General features: G+C 51.2%; 11 protein-coding genes, 2 tRNA genes, 3 rRNA genes and 1 riboswitch. Of the genes, 13 read left to right on the top strand and 3 right to left on the bottom strand.

Annotated features, from left to right (window positions below; genetic code table 11):
• The first annotated feature begins 355 nt into the window (after positions 1-355).
• Positions 356-1,252 carry a methylenetetrahydrofolate reductase gene (gene metF, locus LF929_RS19755; RefSeq protein WP_016942849.1) on the top strand — a complete coding sequence of 299 codons (897 nt, stop codon included), beginning with the start codon at positions 356-358 and terminating at the stop codon, positions 1,250-1,252.
• Positions 1,253-1,402: 150 nt separating this feature from the next.
• Here the strand turns inward: metF and LF929_RS19750 are convergent, their stop codons facing one another.
• Entirely contained in the window at positions 1,403-2,134 is a 732-nt protein-coding gene (locus tag LF929_RS19750) for a glutathione peroxidase (RefSeq protein WP_038905959.1), read from the bottom strand.
• Positions 2,135-2,296: 162 nt separating this feature from the next.
• Here LF929_RS19750 and oxyR point away from each other — a divergent pair, with 162 nt between their 5' ends.
• Complete coding sequence (oxyR, locus tag LF929_RS19745; RefSeq protein ID WP_019846448.1) at positions 2,297-3,214, top strand: DNA-binding transcriptional regulator OxyR; 918 nt, start codon at positions 2,297-2,299, stop codon at positions 3,212-3,214.
• Positions 3,215-3,263: 49 nt separating this feature from the next.
• On the opposite strand, the gene sthA is transcribed toward oxyR, so the two are convergent.
• Positions 3,264-4,664 carry a Si-specific NAD(P)(+) transhydrogenase gene (gene sthA / locus LF929_RS19740; protein WP_152490428.1) on the bottom strand — a complete coding sequence of 467 codons (1,401 nt, stop codon included), beginning with the start codon at positions 4,662-4,664 and terminating at the stop codon, positions 3,264-3,266.
• Positions 4,665-4,869: 205 nt separating this feature from the next.
• On the opposite strand from sthA, the gene fabR reads away from it, so the two are divergent.
• Positions 4,870-5,502, top strand: coding sequence for an HTH-type transcriptional repressor FabR (fabR, locus tag LF929_RS19735; protein ID WP_016942852.1), 633 nt, complete (start codon positions 4,870-4,872; stop codon positions 5,500-5,502).
• Between the two features lie 21 nt (positions 5,503-5,523).
• Entirely contained in the window at positions 5,524-5,898 is a 375-nt protein-coding gene (locus LF929_RS19730; protein ID WP_019846450.1) for a YijD family membrane protein, read from the top strand.
• Between the two features lie 39 nt (positions 5,899-5,937).
• Here the strand turns inward: LF929_RS19730 and trmA are convergent, their stop codons facing one another.
• Positions 5,938-7,041, bottom strand: a complete 1,104-nt coding sequence (trmA, locus tag LF929_RS19725) for a tRNA (uridine(54)-C5)-methyltransferase TrmA (protein ID WP_210175824.1) — start codon at positions 7,039-7,041, stop codon at positions 5,938-5,940.
• A 151-nt stretch (positions 7,042-7,192) separates the two neighbouring features.
• Positions 7,193-7,391, top strand: a riboswitch (cobalamin riboswitch).
• 70 nt (positions 7,392-7,461) lie between these two features.
• Between trmA and btuB the strand changes: the two genes are divergently transcribed.
• From btuB to birA, 9 genes are all read left to right on the top strand, one after another.
• Positions 7,462-9,348, top strand: a complete 1,887-nt coding sequence (btuB, locus tag LF929_RS19720; RefSeq protein WP_210175825.1) for a TonB-dependent vitamin B12 receptor BtuB — start codon at positions 7,462-7,464, stop codon at positions 9,346-9,348.
• Complete coding sequence (murI, locus tag LF929_RS19715) at positions 9,293-10,165, top strand: glutamate racemase (protein ID WP_038905957.1); 873 nt, start codon at positions 9,293-9,295, stop codon at positions 10,163-10,165. Before btuB ends, murI begins: the two co-directional genes overlap by 56 nt.
• Before the next feature lie 346 nt (positions 10,166-10,511).
• A 16S ribosomal RNA gene (locus LF929_RS19710) occupies positions 10,512-12,053 on the top strand.
• A 69-nt stretch (positions 12,054-12,122) separates the two neighbouring features.
• Positions 12,123-12,199 (top strand) — tRNA-Ile (locus LF929_RS19705).
• A 117-nt stretch (positions 12,200-12,316) separates the two neighbouring features.
• A tRNA-Ala gene (locus LF929_RS19700) sits at positions 12,317-12,392 on the top strand.
• A gap of 167 nt (positions 12,393-12,559) precedes the next feature.
• Positions 12,560-15,466 (top strand): 23S ribosomal RNA (locus tag LF929_RS19695).
• A gap of 131 nt (positions 15,467-15,597) precedes the next feature.
• Positions 15,598-15,713 (top strand): 5S ribosomal RNA (rrf, locus tag LF929_RS19690).
• The 16S, 23S and 5S rRNA genes sit together here with 2 tRNA genes alongside, the layout of an rRNA operon.
• Before the next feature lie 188 nt (positions 15,714-15,901).
• Positions 15,902-16,939 carry a UDP-N-acetylmuramate dehydrogenase gene (gene murB / locus LF929_RS19685; RefSeq protein WP_226093677.1) on the top strand — a complete coding sequence of 346 codons (1,038 nt, stop codon included), beginning with the start codon at positions 15,902-15,904 and terminating at the stop codon, positions 16,937-16,939.
• Positions 16,936-17,895: a bifunctional biotin--[acetyl-CoA-carboxylase] ligase/biotin operon repressor BirA gene (birA, locus tag LF929_RS19680; RefSeq protein WP_226093678.1), complete on the top strand. Its 960-nt coding sequence runs from the start codon at positions 16,936-16,938 to the stop codon at positions 17,893-17,895. Before murB ends, birA begins: the two co-directional genes overlap by 4 nt.
• Positions 17,896-17,924: the final 29 nt, after the last annotated feature.

Raw genomic sequence — 17,924 nt, 5'->3', positions numbered from 1 at the left:
TCGACCCATCTGCGATGCCCGATAGCCTTATCCAATAAACCGAGAAGCCTGCAACCGCAGGCTTTTTTTATGCTATTGGTCTGCGCAGTGGCAAAGCGAGCGATTGTTGCCAATACTGAAAACGAATTCCTTATATTTTATACGTGTTTGTAGGCGTGTTCGGCCTGTCGTAAAGACCGCCTGACTTGCCGTGTGTAGTCATGAATTTTCTTCATGTTGCGTGAGTAAACATCAGCATTCATCACGTTGAAAAGCGTTGACTCTTTAATCGGATTCGGTCATTTTCTATATGGACGTCTAAACGTATAGACGTTTATAGAAAATAACGATGATAATGGCTAATCGAGGTAAGGATATGAGCTTTTTCCACGCGAACCATCAGGAAGCGCTGAACCAGAATCTGGCGGAATTACAGGGCCGGATTAACGTTTCCTTTGAGTTTTTCCCACCGCGTACCAGCGAGATGGAAGAAACGCTGTGGAACTCGATTGACCGCCTCAGCAGTCTGAAACCTAAATTCGTGTCGGTTACTTACGGTGCCAATTCCGGTGAGCGTGACCGCACCCACAGCATTATCAAAGGTATCAAGGAACGTACCGGTCTGGAAGCTGCGCCACACCTGACCTGTATCGACGCCTCCCGTGACGAGCTGAAAGCCATCGCCCAGGATTACTGGCAAAGCGGTATCCGCCACATTGTTGCCCTGCGCGGCGATTTACCGTTGGGGGGTGGAAAACCGGATATGTATGCCGCTGATCTGGTGACTCTGCTTAAAGAAGTCGGTGATTTTGATATTTCGGTCGCGGCTTATCCTGAAGTACACCCGGAAGCGAAAAGCGCACAGGCAGACCTGATCAACCTAAAACGGAAGATTGATGCCGGTGCCAGCCGCGCCATCACGCAGTTCTTCTTTGATGTGGAAAGTTATCTTCGTTTTCGTGACCGTTGCGTGACGACGGGTATTGATGTGGAAATCGTCCCCGGTATTTTGCCTGTGTCGAACTTCAAGCAGTTGCAGCGTTTCGCCACCATGACCAATGTACGGGTACCAAACTGGATGACGGCGATGTTTGAAGGGCTGGATAACGACCCGGAAACCCGCAAGATGGTGGGGGCTTCCATTGCGATGGATATGGTGAAAATCCTCAGCCGTGAAGGGGTGAAGGACTTCCATTTCTACACCCTGAACCGTGCCGAATTGAGTTACGCCATTTGTCATACGTTGGGTGTACGCCCGATAGCGTCTGCCTGACATTTTTGCTGAGCATGAACAAACGCCCGTCTGGAGAGCACCAGACGGGCGTTTGTGTTTTGGGTGCTAAGCACATCGAATAAAAAAAAGGGCGGGCCGAAGCCCGCCAAAGTTTCGTTGGCTTATAAAACTTATATCGTCAGGTAAAACTTATATCGTCAGGAAGGTTTCAAGTTCTTCGCTGCCGCCGATATGACGACCGCCGATAAACACCTGGGGTACGGTACTGCGCCCGGTCACGGCCCGCAGGCTTACTGTGGTCGCATCTTTACCCAACATGATTTCTTCATATTGAAGACCGCGATCCTGCAATAACTGCTTGGCCTTGGCGCAGAACGGACAACCTGGCTTGGTGAACAGTGAAACAGACTCCTGAACCTTATAGTGTGGAGCGAGGTACTTCAGCATGGTGTCGGCGTCGGAAACTTCAAACGGGTCGCCCGGCTTGTTGGGTTCAACAAACATTTTCTCTACCACGCCATGACGAACCAGCATGGAGTAGCGCCAGGAGCGGGGGCCAAAGCCCAGTTCCGCTTTTTCGACCAGCATGGACATGGCGCGGGTAAATTCGCCATTACCATCGGGAATAAAGGTAATATTTTCTGCGTTTTGATCCGCTTTCCAGGCGTTCATGACAAACGTGTCGTTCACGGATACGCACAGAATGGCGTCAACGCCAAACTGCTTGAATACTTCAGCCAACTCGTTATAGCGTGGCAAATGACTGGAAGAGCAGGTGGGGGTAAACGCCCCTGGTAAAGAGAAAACGACGACGGTCTTATTGTTAAAGAGTTCTTCGCTAGTCACATCAACCCATTGATCTCCCTGACGAGTATGGAAAGTGACTGACGGAATTTTTTTGCCTTCTTGGCTTACAAACATATTGTCGTCTCTACTGGTCGAAAAGTTCTGTCTGGCTGAATCCATTGCTGAGCAGGACTCGGTTCGTGAGGGATATTATTCACTATTAAATGTTGATAGGACTAATCGTTCATTGCTATCCTATCTATCGCTAGGGACTATCATGTTTAGGGGAATCAGGACATGAATATTCGGGATTTAGAGTATCTGGTGGCGCTGGCGGAGCACCGCCATTTTCGACGCGCAGCAGATTCCTGCCATGTCAGCCAGCCCACACTCAGTGGCCAGATTCGTAAGTTGGAAGACGAACTGGGGGTGATGTTGCTGGAGAGAACCAGTCGCAAGGTGCTGTTTACTCAGGCGGGGTTGTTGCTGGTGGAACAAGCCAGAACCGTGCTGCGTGAAGTGAAGGTGCTAAAAGAAATGGCCAGCCAGCAGGGGGAAACCATGTCCGGCCCGCTGCATATCGGCTTGATCCCGACTGTCGGCCCCTATCTGTTGCCCCAGATTATCCCCATGTTGCACCGTACTTTCCCGAAGCTGGAAATGTATTTGCATGAAGCTCAGACACACCAATTGCTGGCACAGCTCGACAGCGGCAAGCTGGATTGCGCCATTTTGGCGATGGTCAAAGAGTCGGAAGCCTTCATCGAAGTGCCGTTGTTTGATGAGCCGATGAAGCTGGCGATTTATCAGGATCACCCTTGGGCGAATCGTGAGCGAGTGGCGATGTCAGATTTGTCGGGTGAGAAACTGCTGATGCTGGAAGACGGGCATTGCCTGCGCGATCAGGCGATGGGTTTCTGTTTTCAGGCTGGAGCGGATGAAGACACCCATTTCCGGGCAACCAGTCTGGAGACACTGCGTAACATGGTAGCGGCGGGCAGCGGTATTACGTTACTGCCCTCGCTGGCGGTGCCGCAGGAACGGATACGCGATGGCGTATGCTACCTGCCTTGCTACAAGCCGGAGCCCAAACGCACCATCGCGCTGGTGTACCGTCCGGGCTCGCCGCTGCGCGGCCGTTATGAACAACTGGCTGAGTCGGTACGTGAGCACATGCAACTCCACATGGAGCAACTGGCGCAACAGTCGGCCTAATCAGCCAGTGGTCTGGCTCAGCGTTTCCGGCCTGAGTAAAAACCGGTTATCAAAATAACCGGTTTAAGCCGTTTAACGCTGCGACCCGATAGGCTTCCGCCATCGTCGGGTAGTTAAAGGTAGTATTCACGAAGTACTCGATCGTGTTGCCTTCCCCCTTCTGTTCCATAATCGCCTGACCGATGTGAATAATTTCGGCCGCCCGCTCGCCAAAGCAGTGGATGCCGAGAATCTGCTTGGTATCGCGGTGGAACAGAATTTTCAGACTGCCGACATTCATGCCCACAATTTGTGCCCGCGCCAGGTGTTTGAACTGCGCGCGACCCACTTCATACGGCACTTTCATCGCCGTCAGTTCCTGCTCGGTTTTACCGACGGAGCTGATCTCTGGAATGGTATAAATACCGGTAGGAATGTCCTCGATCAGATGAGCGATAGCCTCGCCTTTGGTGATGGCTTGCGCCGCGATGCGGCCCTGATCATAGGCGGCGGATGCCAGACTGGGGTAACCAATCACGTCACCCACGGCGTAGATATGAGCCTGAGCCGTCTGGTACATACTGTTGACCTTCAACTGACCACGACTGTCGGTTTCCAGCCCGATAGTGTCCAGCCCCAGGTTTTCGGTATTGCCGGTACGCCCGTTGGCATAAAGCAGGCAGTCTGCTTTCATTTTTTTGCCGGATTTCAGGTGAATGATGACGCCATCATCCAGCCCTTCAATACGCTCGAATTCCTCGTTATGACGAATGACGATGCCGCTATTCCAGAAATGGTAGGACAGGGCATCGGACATCTCCTGATCGAGAAATGCCAGCAGACGGTCACGGGTATTGACCAGGTCAACTTTGACGTTTAATCCCCGGAATATCGATGCGTATTCACAGCCGATGACCCCTGCACCATAGATGATTACATGCTTGGGTTCATAATCCAGATCGAGAATGGAATCGCTGTCGTAGATGTGGGGATGATCGAAGTCCACACCGGCGGGATGATAAGGCCGTGAACCGGTGGCGATAATGATATTCGCGGCGCTCAGCGTGTCGTGAGTGTCATCTGGATAATACACCGCGATGGTATGCGCATCGATAAACCTGGCTTCGCCGGAAAATATTTCGCAGTGATTGCGCTCGTAGAAGCCCTGACGCATACGGGTTTGCTGGCCAATGACGCTGTCAGCATGGCGCAAGATGTCGGAGAATGAGGAACTGATGACGCGGGCGTTGTCGCTATACAGAGGGTTTTGATTGAATTCGATGATACGGCTGACGGCATGTCGCAGGGATTTAGACGGGATGGTGCCCCAATGGGTACAGCCACCACCGACGTTGTAATGCCGTTCTATCACGGCAACTTTCGCCCCTTGTTTGGCGAGCCCCATGGCCGCCCCCTCACCACCCGGACCTGAACCAATCACGATGGCATCGTAATCGTATTGCTGTTGTATGGACATGGTAGGAACCACCTGTTTTTATACAAGTTACTAACGCTATTGTAACATCGTCGGAATGATAACCCAATCATCCCTGATATTTGTATGGAAACCCAGGATCACATTTTTACTATGACAAACTTTGGCGCAGTATGTAGTAAGTAAAGTTGTTATAGTGCTGTCCTTGACGTAAGGAGAGCCGATGACTGCAGGCAGGATAATGGGTGTCAGAGCACAACAAAAAGAACGAACTCGCCGTTCCCTGATTGAGGCTGCCTTTAGCCAGTTAAGCGCTGAACGCAGTTTTGCCAGCCTGAGTTTGCGCGAGGTTGCTCGTGAAGCAGGTATTGCCCCGACGTCGTTTTATCGCCATTTTCGCGATGTTGATGAATTGGGGTTGACCATGGTGGATGAAAGCGGGCTGATGCTACGTCAACTGATGCGGCAGGCTCGTCAACGCATTGTCAGAAGCGGCGGCAGCGTGATCAGAACGTCTGTTTCCACATTTATGGAGTTCATTGGCGACAATCCCAATGCGTTCCGGCTGCTCCTGCGGGAACGCTCCGGTACGTCAGCCGCGTTCCGTGCTGCCGTGGCACGCGAAATTCAACATTTTATCGCTGAACTGGCCGACTATCTTGAAGTCGAAAATCATATTCCACGTAGCTTCGCCGAAGCACAGTCAGAAGCGATGGTGACTATCGTATTCAGCGCGGGTGCCGAAGCGCTGGATGTGGATCTTGAACAACGGCGTCAACTGGAAGAGCGGTTAGTATTGCAGTTGCGCATGATTGCCAAAGGCGCCTATTACTGGTATCGCAAAGAGCAGGGTAAAGGTGTTTACCTACCCTGAGGGATAATCAGAGGACATGTCATGACAGAGCAGATAAATTCAGAGAAAAGTACGTTGGTGCTGGCGGTGGTCGCTGGTTTGTCCGCGAACGGTTCCTTTATCGCCGTGTTCAGTTCTATCGTGCCGTTTTCCATTTTTCCGTTGATAGCGCTGGTGCTGTCGGTTTACTGCCTGCATCAGCGTTATATGCATCATGCTATGCCAAAAGGCACGCCACTTCTGGCGGCGAGCTGTTTCCTGTTCGGTTTGTTGCTTTATAGTGCGATTGTACGAGCCGAGTACCCGCAGATAGGTTCCAATTTTGTGCCGTCTATCCTTTGCGTCGTACTGGCGCTGTGGCTGGTCGTCAAACTGCGGGCTCGCAAGCCCGACAGTAATGACATCAATACGCCTTAAGTCGCTTTACCTGCTGAGTTTTGCCTACTACAGGTCGTGTTACTGGCGTTTTTCCAATAACACGCCACATTCCATGTGATGGGTATAAGGGAACTGGTCAAACAGCGCCAACTGGCTTATCTGGTGCGTTTGACTCAGTGTTTCCAGATTGGCACACAGGGTTTCCGGGTTGCAGGAAATGTAGAGAATGCGTGGGTATGCCTGTACCAGTTTCACAGTCTCGTTATCCAGACCGCTGCGTGGTGGGTCGACAAAAATCGTTTCACAACGATAGCTCGTCAGGTCAATGCCTTGCAGACGGTTGAACTGTCGCACCCCCGTCATGGCCTGGGTGAATTCTTCTGCCGCCATGCGAATAATCTGCACGTTATCAATCTGGTTAGCGGCAATATTATATTGCGCTGCCGCGACTGACGGTTTGGCTATCTCCGTTGCCAGCACCCGTTCGAAATTGCGTGCCAGCGCCAGTGAGAAATTGCCGTTGCCACAATACAACTCTAACAAATCGCCTGTCGCGCCTTGCGTGACGGATAACGCCCATTCCAGCATTTGAATATTCATCATGGCGTTAGGCTGGGTGAAGCTGTTTTCCACCTGACGATAAATCATCTGTCGGCCTGCGACCGGCAGACATTCATCCACGTAATCCCGGTCCAGACAAATTTTGGTTTTCGTTGCGCGACCAATCAACTGTAGAGCAAAACCCTGTGCGCGTAGTCCATCGCACAAGAGACGAGCTTGTTGTTGCCACTCGGCATCCAGTGCTTTGTGGTACAGCAAGGATACGGCTATCTCGCCACTTAGCGTGGAGAGATAGTCAATCTGGAATAGTTTGCGCCGTAGCACCGGTTCGGCGCGTAGTGCGTTAAGCAGCACTGGCATCAGGCGGTTAATCAGCTCGCTGGCAGCCGGAAACTGATCGACCCTGATCCGTTGTTTGGTCTGCTGATCAAACATAATGTGGTAGAGATCATCGCCATCATGCCAGATCCGAAATTCTGCTCGCATCCGGTAGTGGCTGACCGGCGAACGGAATACAACCGGTGTCGGCGCATCGAATGGTGCCATCATGGCACCAAGACGCCCGGTTTTTTCTTCAAGCTGGGCGTCATATTGGTCGATGGGCAGAATCTCTGGCGTCATGATGGTCTCATCTGAAAAAGCGGCTGGAATAATGTTGCTACGTGACAGATAGCAGTCAGGGCGCGATTGTAGGGAATCCAGAGGGGATGTCCAGTCTTGCTGTACGGATTCGCTTATCTAAAAATGGAAGTCTAGACATCTACCCGCCTCGATCGTAGCATGAGCATCCGGTCTTGCCTCGCAAGTGAAAAGGGAATCCAGTGTGAATCTGGAGCTGACGCGCAGCGGTAAGGGGAATGGGCAACGATAATAGGTATAGACACTGTCCTGACGGATGGGAAGTCATCGTTGCCGCGCCAGTTAATGGCTGCACCCAAGCCCGAAGACCTGCCGGAGTACGTCGCACTATTTCATGGTCATCGCGTGCTATCGATCGTGAGGATGCGGCATCCTGCCAATTCAGTTTGGATGCTTCTTAACATGCTTAATAAAAAAATAACGATGCTGGCGGCGACGGTAGCCACGGCTTTTTCCGGATGGGCGCAGGGTAGCGACAACACACAACAAGACAGCAATAGTGATGCAATGGTGGTGACCGCCAATCGTTTCCCCCAACCTATTTCCACCGTGTTGGCCCCCACGACGGTAGTGACGCGTGATGATATTGACCGTTGGCAGTCAAAAAGCCTGACCGACGTTATGCGACGGTTGCCGGGGGTGGATCTCTACCAGAGCGGTGGCTTAGGGCAACTGAGTGGGTTATTTATCCGTGGTGCGTCATCAAGCCATGTATTGGTATTGATTGATGGTGTACGGCTGAATCAGGCTGGTGTCAGCGGTTCTTCTGATATCAGCCAAATCCCGATTTCCCTGGTTCAGAAAGTGGAATATATCCGTGGGCCGCGCTCAGCCGTTTATGGCTCGGATGCGATTGGCGGCGTGGTGAATATCATTACGACCCGAGAGAAAAAAGGCACAACCCTGTCCACGGGGATCGGCTCCAATGGTTATCAGTCTTATGACGCCTCCACCCAACAGCAATTGGGCGCGAATACACTGGCAACCTTTGCCGGGAATTACACCTATACCAGAGGGTTTGATGTTGTCGCCAACCTGCCCGATTCGTTTGGAGACCCCGCCCAGCCTGATCGCGATGGTTTCATGAGCAAAACGGTATACGGAAATGTCGAACATCAGTTCAGTGAGAATGTCAGCGGGTTTGTTCGTGGATACGGCTTTGATAACCGGACGGCGTACGATGGGACAGCCAGTCTCAATCGGTCGGAGGCCTTTCCTGATACCCGGCAGCTCTATAGCCAATCCTGGGATGGCGGACTTCGTTACCACAAGGATATTTGGTCATCTCAACTGATTACCAGTTATAGCCATAGCAAAGACTATAACTATGACCCGCGTTTTGGTATTTCTGATATTTCTGCCACTCTGGATGATATCCAACAGTACAACGTTCAGTGGAGCAACAGTGTTCAGGTAGGAAAGGGCAATGTCGGTGCGGGCGTTGACTGGCAGAAACAAACCACTGAACCTGGCACAAACTTTATCGCTAATGGTTATGAGCTCCGTAATACCGGTATTTATACCACCGCGTTACAGGCATTCGGCCCGGTCACCCTTGAAGGGGCACTGCGCAGCGATGACAGTTCCCAGTTTGGTCAACATACCACCTGGCAAAGCAGTGCCGCATGGGAATTCGTTAATGGTTATCGTTTGCTGGCATCTTATGGAACGGGCTACAAAGCACCAACCATCGGCCAGCTTTACGGGTCATTCTCTGGAAATGCGAGCCTTAAGCCAGAAGAAAGCAAGCAGTGGGAAGGCGGTATTGAAGGCTTGACGGGGCCGGTGAACTGGCATGTGTCAGCATATCGTAATGATGTGGATAATTTAATCCAGAGCGGCAGTGCGCCAACTTTCGCGAATGTGAATGTAGGTCGTGCCCGCCTACAGGGCGTTGAAGCGACAGCATCATTTGATACCGGGTTTGTGTCACACAAATTGTCGTACGATTATTTGGATCCGCGTGATCTCGATACCAATCAAATATTGACCCGACGCGCCAGACAGCAATTTAAATATGATTTGGACTGGCAATTCAACGATCTGGACTGGACGGTAACTTATCACTATCTGGGTGAACGTTATGACCAGAACTTCAATACCACGCCGGCAGAGAGAGTGAAGCTGGCTGGGGTGAGTTTGTGGGATATCGCTGCATCATATCCTGTCACCTCACATCTGACAGTTCGTGCTAGAATAGCCAACCTGTTTGATAAGAATTATGAGACGGTATATGGCTACCGAACTGCAGGGCGAGAATACTATCTCACCGGAAGCTATAGTTTCTGATTTACCCAACCGCCCGACGGTCCTGGTGTTTGATTCCGGGGTGGGCGGTTTGTCTGTTTATGATGAAGTTCGCAAATTGCTGCCGGACTTACATTATATTTATGCATTCGATAATGAGGCTTTTCCCTATGGGGAAAAGCCTGAGCAATTCATTATCGAGCGTGTGCTCTCTATTGTCGAAGCAGTAGAGAAGCAGCATCCATTATCTCTGGTGATTATTGCCTGTAATACTGCCAGCACGATTTCACTGCCCGCATTGCGCACACGTTTTGATTTCCCGGTCGTTGGGGTGGTCCCTGCGGTTAAACCTGCGGCAAAACTCACCCGAAACGGTGTGGTAGGCCTATTGGCAACCCGGGCGACGGTTCAGCGCTCTTATACTCATGAACTGATTTCACGTTTTGCCCATGACTGCCAGATTCTGCTATTGGGTTCTGCTGAGTTGGTTGAGTTTGCCGAGGCGAAATTACAAGGTGAATCGGTATCTGAGGATGCACTGCGCAAAATTCTGCGTCCGTGGCTGAAATTGCCAGAGCCGCCGGATACGGTTGTATTAGGGTGCACGCATTTCCCGTTGTTGACCGAAGAGCTACAGCAGGTACTACCTGATGGTACACGGTTGGTTGACTCTGGCTCGGCAATTGCGCGTAGAACCGCATGGCTGATAGAGCATTTAGATAACCCTAAATGTTCAACGGAGAAAAACCTGGCTTATTGTTTGTCGATCACGCCTAAAGTGGCGGCGCTTTGGCCAGTTTTACGCCGTTATGGCTTTCATTCACTCGAAAAATTGCCATTAAACACAGTGGGTGAGTGAATATTGAGCGGTCGAGATTATTTTTGAAATTAGTGCTTGTCAGGCCGGAATAACTCCCTATAATGCGCCTCCACTGACACGGCAACGGCGAAACGCCAGCGCAGTTTCAGTAAGAAATCAGGCGCATATCGCTTGACTTCTTGTCGGGAAAGCATAATATATGCGACCCGCGGCCACGGTAAGTGGCGCTGCTCTTTAACAATCAATCAGACAATCTGTGTGGGCACTCGCAGGACACTTCACTAAAAAATTAGTGAAAGTCTTGAAGAGTGACAACAGTTAATTCATTACGAATAAACAGTAAATTCTTTGAGCACCGTTTTCTTCGGAAAACACATCAAACTTTAAATTGAAGAGTTTGATCATGGCTCAGATTGAACGCTGGCGGCAGGCCTAACACATGCAAGTCGGGCGGTAGCACAAAGGAGCTTGCTCCTTGGGTGACGAGCGGCGGACGGGTGAGTAATGTCTGGGAAACTGCCTGATGGAGGGGGATAACTACTGGAAACGGTAGCTAATACCGCATAACGTCGCAAGACCAAAGAGGGGGACCTTAGGGCCTCTTGCCATCGGATGTGCCCAGATGGGATTAGCTAGTAGGTGAGGTAAAGGCTCACCTAGGCGACGATCCCTAGCTGGTCTGAGAGGATGACCAGCCACACTGGAACTGAGACACGGTCCAGACTCCTACGGGAGGCAGCAGTGGGGAATATTGCACAATGGGCGCAAGCCTGATGCAGCCATGCCGCGTGTGTGAAGAAGGCCTTCGGGTTGTAAAGCACTTTCAGCGGGGAGGAAGGGAGCAGACTTAATACGTCTGTTCATTGACGTTACCCGCAGAAGAAGCACCGGCTAACTCCGTGCCAGCAGCCGCGGTAATACGGAGGGTGCAAGCGTTAATCGGAATGACTGGGCGTAAAGCGCACGCAGGCGGTCTGTTAAGTTGGATGTGAAATCCCCGGGCTTAACCTGGGAACTGCATTCAAAACTGACAGGCTAGAGTCTCGTAGAGGGGGGTAGAATTCCAGGTGTAGCGGTGAAATGCGTAGAGATCTGGAGGAATACCGGTGGCGAAGGCGGCCCCCTGGACGAAGACTGACGCTCAGGTGCGAAAGCGTGGGGAGCAAACAGGATTAGATACCCTGGTAGTCCACGCTGTAAACGATGTCGATTTGGAGGTTGTGGTCTTGAACCGTGGCTTCCGGAGCTAACGCGTTAAATCGACCGCCTGGGGAGTACGGCCGCAAGGTTAAAACTCAAATGAATTGACGGGGGCCCGCACAAGCGGTGGAGCATGTGGTTTAATTCGATGCAACGCGAAGAACCTTACCTACTCTTGACATCCAGCGAACCTTGTAGAGATACGAGGGTGCCTTCGGGAGCGCTGAGACAGGTGCTGCATGGCTGTCGTCAGCTCGTGTTGTGAAATGTTGGGTTAAGTCCCGCAACGAGCGCAACCCTTATCCTTTGTTGCCAGCACTTCGGGTGGGAACTCAAGGGAGACTGCCGGTGATAAACCGGAGGAAGGTGGGGATGACGTCAAGTCATCATGGCCCTTACGAGTAGGGCTACACACGTGCTACAATGGCGTATACAAAGAGAAGCGACCTCGCGAGAGCAAGCGGACCTCATAAAGTACGTCGTAGTCCGGATTGGAGTCTGCAACTCGACTCCATGAAGTCGGAATCGCTAGTAATCGTAGATCAGAATGCTACGGTGAATACGTTCCCGGGCCTTGTACACACCGCCCGTCACACCATGGGAGTGGGTTGCAAAAGAAGTAGGTAGCTTAACCTTCGGGAGGGCGCTTACCACTTTGTGATTCATGACTGGGGTGAAGTCGTAACAAGGTAACCGTAGGGGAACCTGCGGTTGGATCACCTCCTTACCGAGTAGAAGTGCCTGCGTGGTGTCCACACAGATTGTCTGATGAAGAAGATGAGCAGTAAAACCTTATAGGCTTGTAGCTCAGGTGGTTAGAGCGCACCCCTGATAAGGGTGAGGTCGGTGGTTCAAGTCCACTCAGGCCTACCAACTCTACTTGTCCTTGAAACGTTCACGAACTGCGTTGGCGATGTGCTTTTGCACGGAGCACGACAGGGTATGGAGTGTTTCTGTGGCTAAGCGGGTTGAAAAGGTTGATGCATCTATGGGGCTATAGCTCAGCTGGGAGAGCGCCTGCTTTGCACGCAGGAGGTCTGCGGTTCGATCCCGCATAGCTCCACCATTTACGAATGACTTCAGAGTGTACTGGCAACAGTATGCTGCGAAGTATTCTGCTCTTTAACAATCCGGAACAAGCTGAAAAATTGAAACGACAGCATGTGAGTGAGAATTCATGTGTTGTTCGAGTCTCTCAAAATACTCATATCCCGAGACACTTTCGGGTTGTGAGGTTAAGCGACTAAGCGTACACGGTGGATGCCTAGGCAGTCAGAGGCGATGAAGGGCGTGCTAATCTGCGAAAAGCGTCGGCAAGGTGATATGAACCGTTATACCCGACGATACCCGAATGGGGAAACCCAGTGTGACTCGTCACACTATCATTAACTGAATCCATAGGTTAATGAGGCGAACCGGGGGAACTGAAACATCTCAGTACCCCGAGGAAAAGAAATCAACCGAGATTCCCCCAGTAGCGGCGAGCGAACGGGGAGGAGCCCAGAACCTGAATCGGCTTGTGTGTCAGTGGAAGCGTCTGGAAAGGCGCACGATACAGGGTGACAGTCCCGTACACGAAGATGCACAGGTTGTGAGTTCGATGAGTAGGGCGGGACACGTGGTATCCTGTCTGAACATGGGGGGACCATCCTCCAAGGCTAAATACTCCTGACTGACCGATAGTGAACCAGTACCGTGAGGGAAAGGCGAAAAGAACCCCGGCGAGGGGAGTGAAATAGAACCTGAAACCGTGTACGTACAAGCAGTGGGAGCACCTTTAGGGTGTGACTGCGTACCTTTTGTATAATGGGTCAGCGACTTATATTCTGTAGCAAGGTTAACCGAATAGGGGAGCCGCAGGGAAACCGAGTCTTAACTGGGCGTCTAGTTGCAGGGTATAGACCCGAAACCCGGTGATCTAGCCATGGGCAGGTTGAAGGTTGGGTAACACTAACTGGAGGACCGAACCGACTAATGTTGAAAAATTAGCGGATGACTTGTGGCTGGGGGTGAAAGGCCAATCAAACCGGGAGATAGCTGGTTCTCCCCGAAAGCTATTTAGGTAGCGCCTCGTGAATTCATCTTCGGGGGTAGAGCACTGTTTCGGCTAGGGGGCCATCCCGGCTTACCAACCCGATGCAAACTGCGAATACCGAAGAATGTTATCACGGGAGACACACGGCGGGTGCTAACGTCCGTCGTGAAGAGGGAAACAACCCAGACCGCCAGCTAAGGTCCCAAAGTCATGGTTAAGTGGGAAACGATGTGGGAAGGCCCAGACAGCCAGGATGTTGGCTTAGAAGCAGCCATCATTTAAAGAAAGCGTAATAGCTCACTGGTCGAGTCGGCCTGCGCGGAAGATGTAACGGGGCTAAAACCATGCACCGAAGCTGCGGCAGCGACACTTAGGTGTTGTTGGGTAGGGGAGCGTTCTGTAAGCCTGTGAAGGTGGCCTGTGAGGGCTGCTGGAGGTATCAGAAGTGCGAATGCTGACATAAGTAACGATAATGCGGGTGAAAAACCCGCACGCCGGAAGACCAAGGGTTCCTGTCCAACGTTAATCGGGGCAGGGTGAGTCGACCCCTAAGGCGAGGCTGAAAAGCGTAGTCGATGGGAAACAGGTTAATATTCCTGTACTTGGTGTTACTGCGAAGGGGGGACGGAGAAGGCTATGTCATCCGGGCGACGGTTGTCCCGGTTTAAGCGTGCAGGTGGGTGGACCAGGTAAATCCGGTCTGCTGTTAACACTGAGGCGTGATGACGAGGCACTACGGTGCTGAAGTGACAGATGCCCGGCTTCCAGGAAAAGCCTCTAAGCATCAGGTAACATTGAATCGTACCCCAAACCGACACAGGTGGTCAGGTAGAGAATACTCAGGCGCTTGAGAGAACTCGGGTGAAGGAACTAGGCAAAATGGTGCCGTAACTTCGGGAGAAGGCACGCTCCTGTTGGTGAAGTCCCTTGCGGATGGAGCTGAGGGGAGTCGCAGATACCAGCTGGCTGCAACTGTTTAATAAAAACACAGCACTGTGCAAACACGAAAGTGGACGTATACGGTGTGACGCCTGCCCGGTGCCGGAAGGTTAATTGATGGGGTTATCCGTAAGGAGAAGCTCTTGATCGAAGCCCCGGTAAACGGCGGCCGTAACTATAACGGTCCTAAGGTAGCGAAATTCCTTGTCGGGTAAGTTCCGACCTGCACGAATGGCGTAATGATGGCCAGGCTGTCTCCACCCGAGACTCAGTGAAATTGAACTCGCTGTGAAGATGCAGTGTACCCGCGGCAAGACGGAAAGACCCCGTGAACCTTTACTATAGCTTGACACTGAACCTTGAGCCTTGATGTGTAGGATAGGTGGGAGGCTTTGAAGTGTGGACGCCAGTCTGCATGGAGCCAACCTTGAAATACCACCCTTTAATGTTTGATGTTCTAACCTGGGCCCGTAATCCGGGCTGGGGACAGTGTCTGGTGGGTAGTTTGACTGGGGCGGTCTCCTCCCAAAGAGTAACGGAGGAGCACGAAGGTTAGCTAATCCTGGTCGGACATCAGGAGGTTAGTGCAAAGGCATAAGCTAGCTTGACTGCGAGAGTGACGGCTCGAGCAGGTGCGAAAGCAGGTCTTAGTGATCCGGTGGTTCTGAATGGAAGGGCCATCGCTCAACGGATAAAAGGTACTCCGGGGATAACAGGCTGATACCGCCCAAGAGTTCATATCGACGGCGGTGTTTGGCACCTCGATGTCGGCTCATCACATCCTGGGGCTGAAGTAGGTCCCAAGGGTATGGCTGTTCGCCATTTAAAGTGGTACGCGAGCTGGGTTTAGAACGTCGTGAGACAGTTCGGTCCCTATCTGCCGTGGGCGTTGGAAGATTGAGGGGGGTTGCTCCTAGTACGAGAGGACCGGAGTGAACGCACCGCTGGTGTTCGGGTTGTCATGCCAATGGCACTGCCCGGTAGCTACGTGCGGAAGAGATAACCGCTGAAAGCATCTAAGCGGGAAACTTGCCCCGAGATGAGTCTTCCCTGGGAACTAGATTCCCCTGAAGGGACGTTCGAGACGAGGACGTTGATAGGCTGGGTGTGTAAGCGTAGCGATACGTTGAGCTAACCAGTACTAATGACCCGAGAGGCTTAACCTTACAACACCGAAGGTGTTTTGGTGAGAGAGACAGAGACGAGATTTTAGCTTGTTCGAGGATTGGATGGCGTGGTGTAGCGATACACGGCGACATGAAGAATCAGGACGTTGAACAGACGTCAAAAGAATTTGCCTGGCGGCGAGAGCGCGGTGGTCCCACCTGACCCCATGCCGAACTCAGAAGTGAAACGCCGTAGCGCCGATGGTAGTGTGGGGTCTCCCCATGCGAGAGTAGGGAACTGCCAGGCATCAAACAGAGAACCCCCGGTTAGCGCCGGGGGTTTTTTTATGCCTGCAACCCGGCGGCCGCGTTGATCCTCCGGGTAATCACTTCCGGTATCTAACATTTTCGGCGCGATTTGCGAATAAAACATCCCTCAATAATGACTCAGGATCAGTTAGACTATGACTAACTGTTTACTGGGTATTTAGCGCCATGACGAGTTCTGCCATATCTCTCCAAGCATTCAATTCTTTCTCCCTATCGGCTTTTGCGACAGACGTTGTCATTATCGAAAATACAACAGAACTGTTGTCTGAGTGGCAGCGCGCTCGTCAGCATGGGTTACCAACGCTGATATTGGGAGAAGGGAGCAATATACTCTTCCTTGGGGATTTTCACGGTATCGTCCTTATCAATCGGCTCAAGGGCATTGAGGTCGATGAGACCGAATCTGAATGGATGCTCCATGTAGGGGCTGGTGAGAACTGGCATCAGTTAGTGGAATATACGTTAGCACATCAGATTGCTGGTTTAGAGAATCTAGCCTTAATTCCGGGATGTGTTGGGTCTGCTCCTATTCAGAATATCGGTGCTTACGGGGTGGATTTAAAACATGTCTGTGCCTATGTCGATGTACTGAATCTTAATACCGGTGAGGTGAACCGACTTAATGCGCAGGAGTGCCGATTTGGGTACCGCGATAGTATTTTTAAACATGAATATCAGGATGGGTTTGCCATTATTGCTGTAGGGTTGTGTCTATCCAAGAATTGGAAGCCTATTCTGGAATATGGTGATCTGACCCGGCTTGATCCAACGACCGTGACGTCAAGAGATGTGTTTGATGCTGTCTGTCAGATGAGGCGAAGTAAATTGCCCGACCCTAAAGTAATGGGGAATGCTGGAAGTTTCTTCAAAAACCCGGTTGTTCCTTCAGTAATTGCTGAGCATATTTTGACACATTATCTGAATGCACCTCATTACCCCCAACCAACGGGTGATGTAAAACTAGCGGCAGGCTGGTTGATCGATCAATGTGGGTTAAAAGGGTATCAGATAGGTCAGGCTGCTGTGCATGATAAGCAAGCGCTTGTGCTGGTGAATAAAGGTGGTGCAAGCAGTGATGAGTTGATTGCGCTGGCACGCTATGTCAGGAATCAAGTTGCCGCAAAATTTGATGTGTGGCTTGAGCCTGAAGTGCGTTTTATTGCTGCACGAGGTGAAGTCGATGCGGTGGGGGCATTGTCATGAAAGATTATACCGTCCCGTTAAAGCTAATCTCTATTCTTTCTGATGGGGAGTTCTACTCGGGAGAATACCTCGGTGAACTGATGGGGATGAGTCGTGCCGCTATCAATAAACATATCCAGACCATTAGAGAGTGGGGGCTGGATGTATATACGGTAACTGGGAAAGGTTACTCATTTTCCTCTGCGATTCAGTTGCTTGATGCAGATGAGATCTGCTCAAAAATACCCGACGGTAATATTGCTGTTTTACCTGTTATTGATTCTACCAACCAATATCTTTTGGATCGCCTTGACTCAATATCATCAGGTGATGCGTGCATTGCCGAGTATCAGCAGGCTGGGCGAGGGCGGCGTGGACGGCAATGGTTTTCTCCTTTTGGCAGTAACCTCTATTTATCTCTATATTGGCGCCTGGAACAAGGACCAGCCGCTGCAGTTGGTGTCAGTCTGGTGATCGGTATCGTTATGGCCGAGGTTCTGCACCAGTTGGGAGCTGAAGGGGTACGAGTAAAATGGCCTAATGATCTGTATCTGAATGACAGGAAGCTGGCTGGCATCCTCGTAGAGTTAAATGGCCGAACAGGTGATGCAGCACATCTGGTAATTGGTGCGGGCATTAACCTGCGAATGAATTCATCGGGTTCAAATGTGATCAATCAAGAATGGATTAATTTACAAGAGGCCGGGATCGATATTAACCGTAATAGTCTTGCTGTAAAACTTATCACAGAACTGCGTACAGCATTGGCGGTTTATGAACAACAAGGATTGGCCCCCTTTATTTCTCGCTGGAGTTCACTGGATAATTTTTATAACCGTACAGTGAAGTTAATTGTCGGCAACCGTGAAATAGTTGGAGTTGATAAGGGCATTGATAACCAGGGTGCTCTGCTACTGGAGCAGGATGGTGAAATTCGTTCCTATATCGGTGGTGAAATTTCCTTGCGTGGATGGTAAATAATAGAGGGGTAATATCCCCCTCTATT

Source organism: Dickeya oryzae (assembly GCF_020406815.2).
Classification (GTDB): domain Bacteria; phylum Pseudomonadota; class Gammaproteobacteria; order Enterobacterales; family Enterobacteriaceae; genus Dickeya; species Dickeya oryzae.
This window is presented reverse-complemented; position numbering and strand designations above follow the sequence as displayed.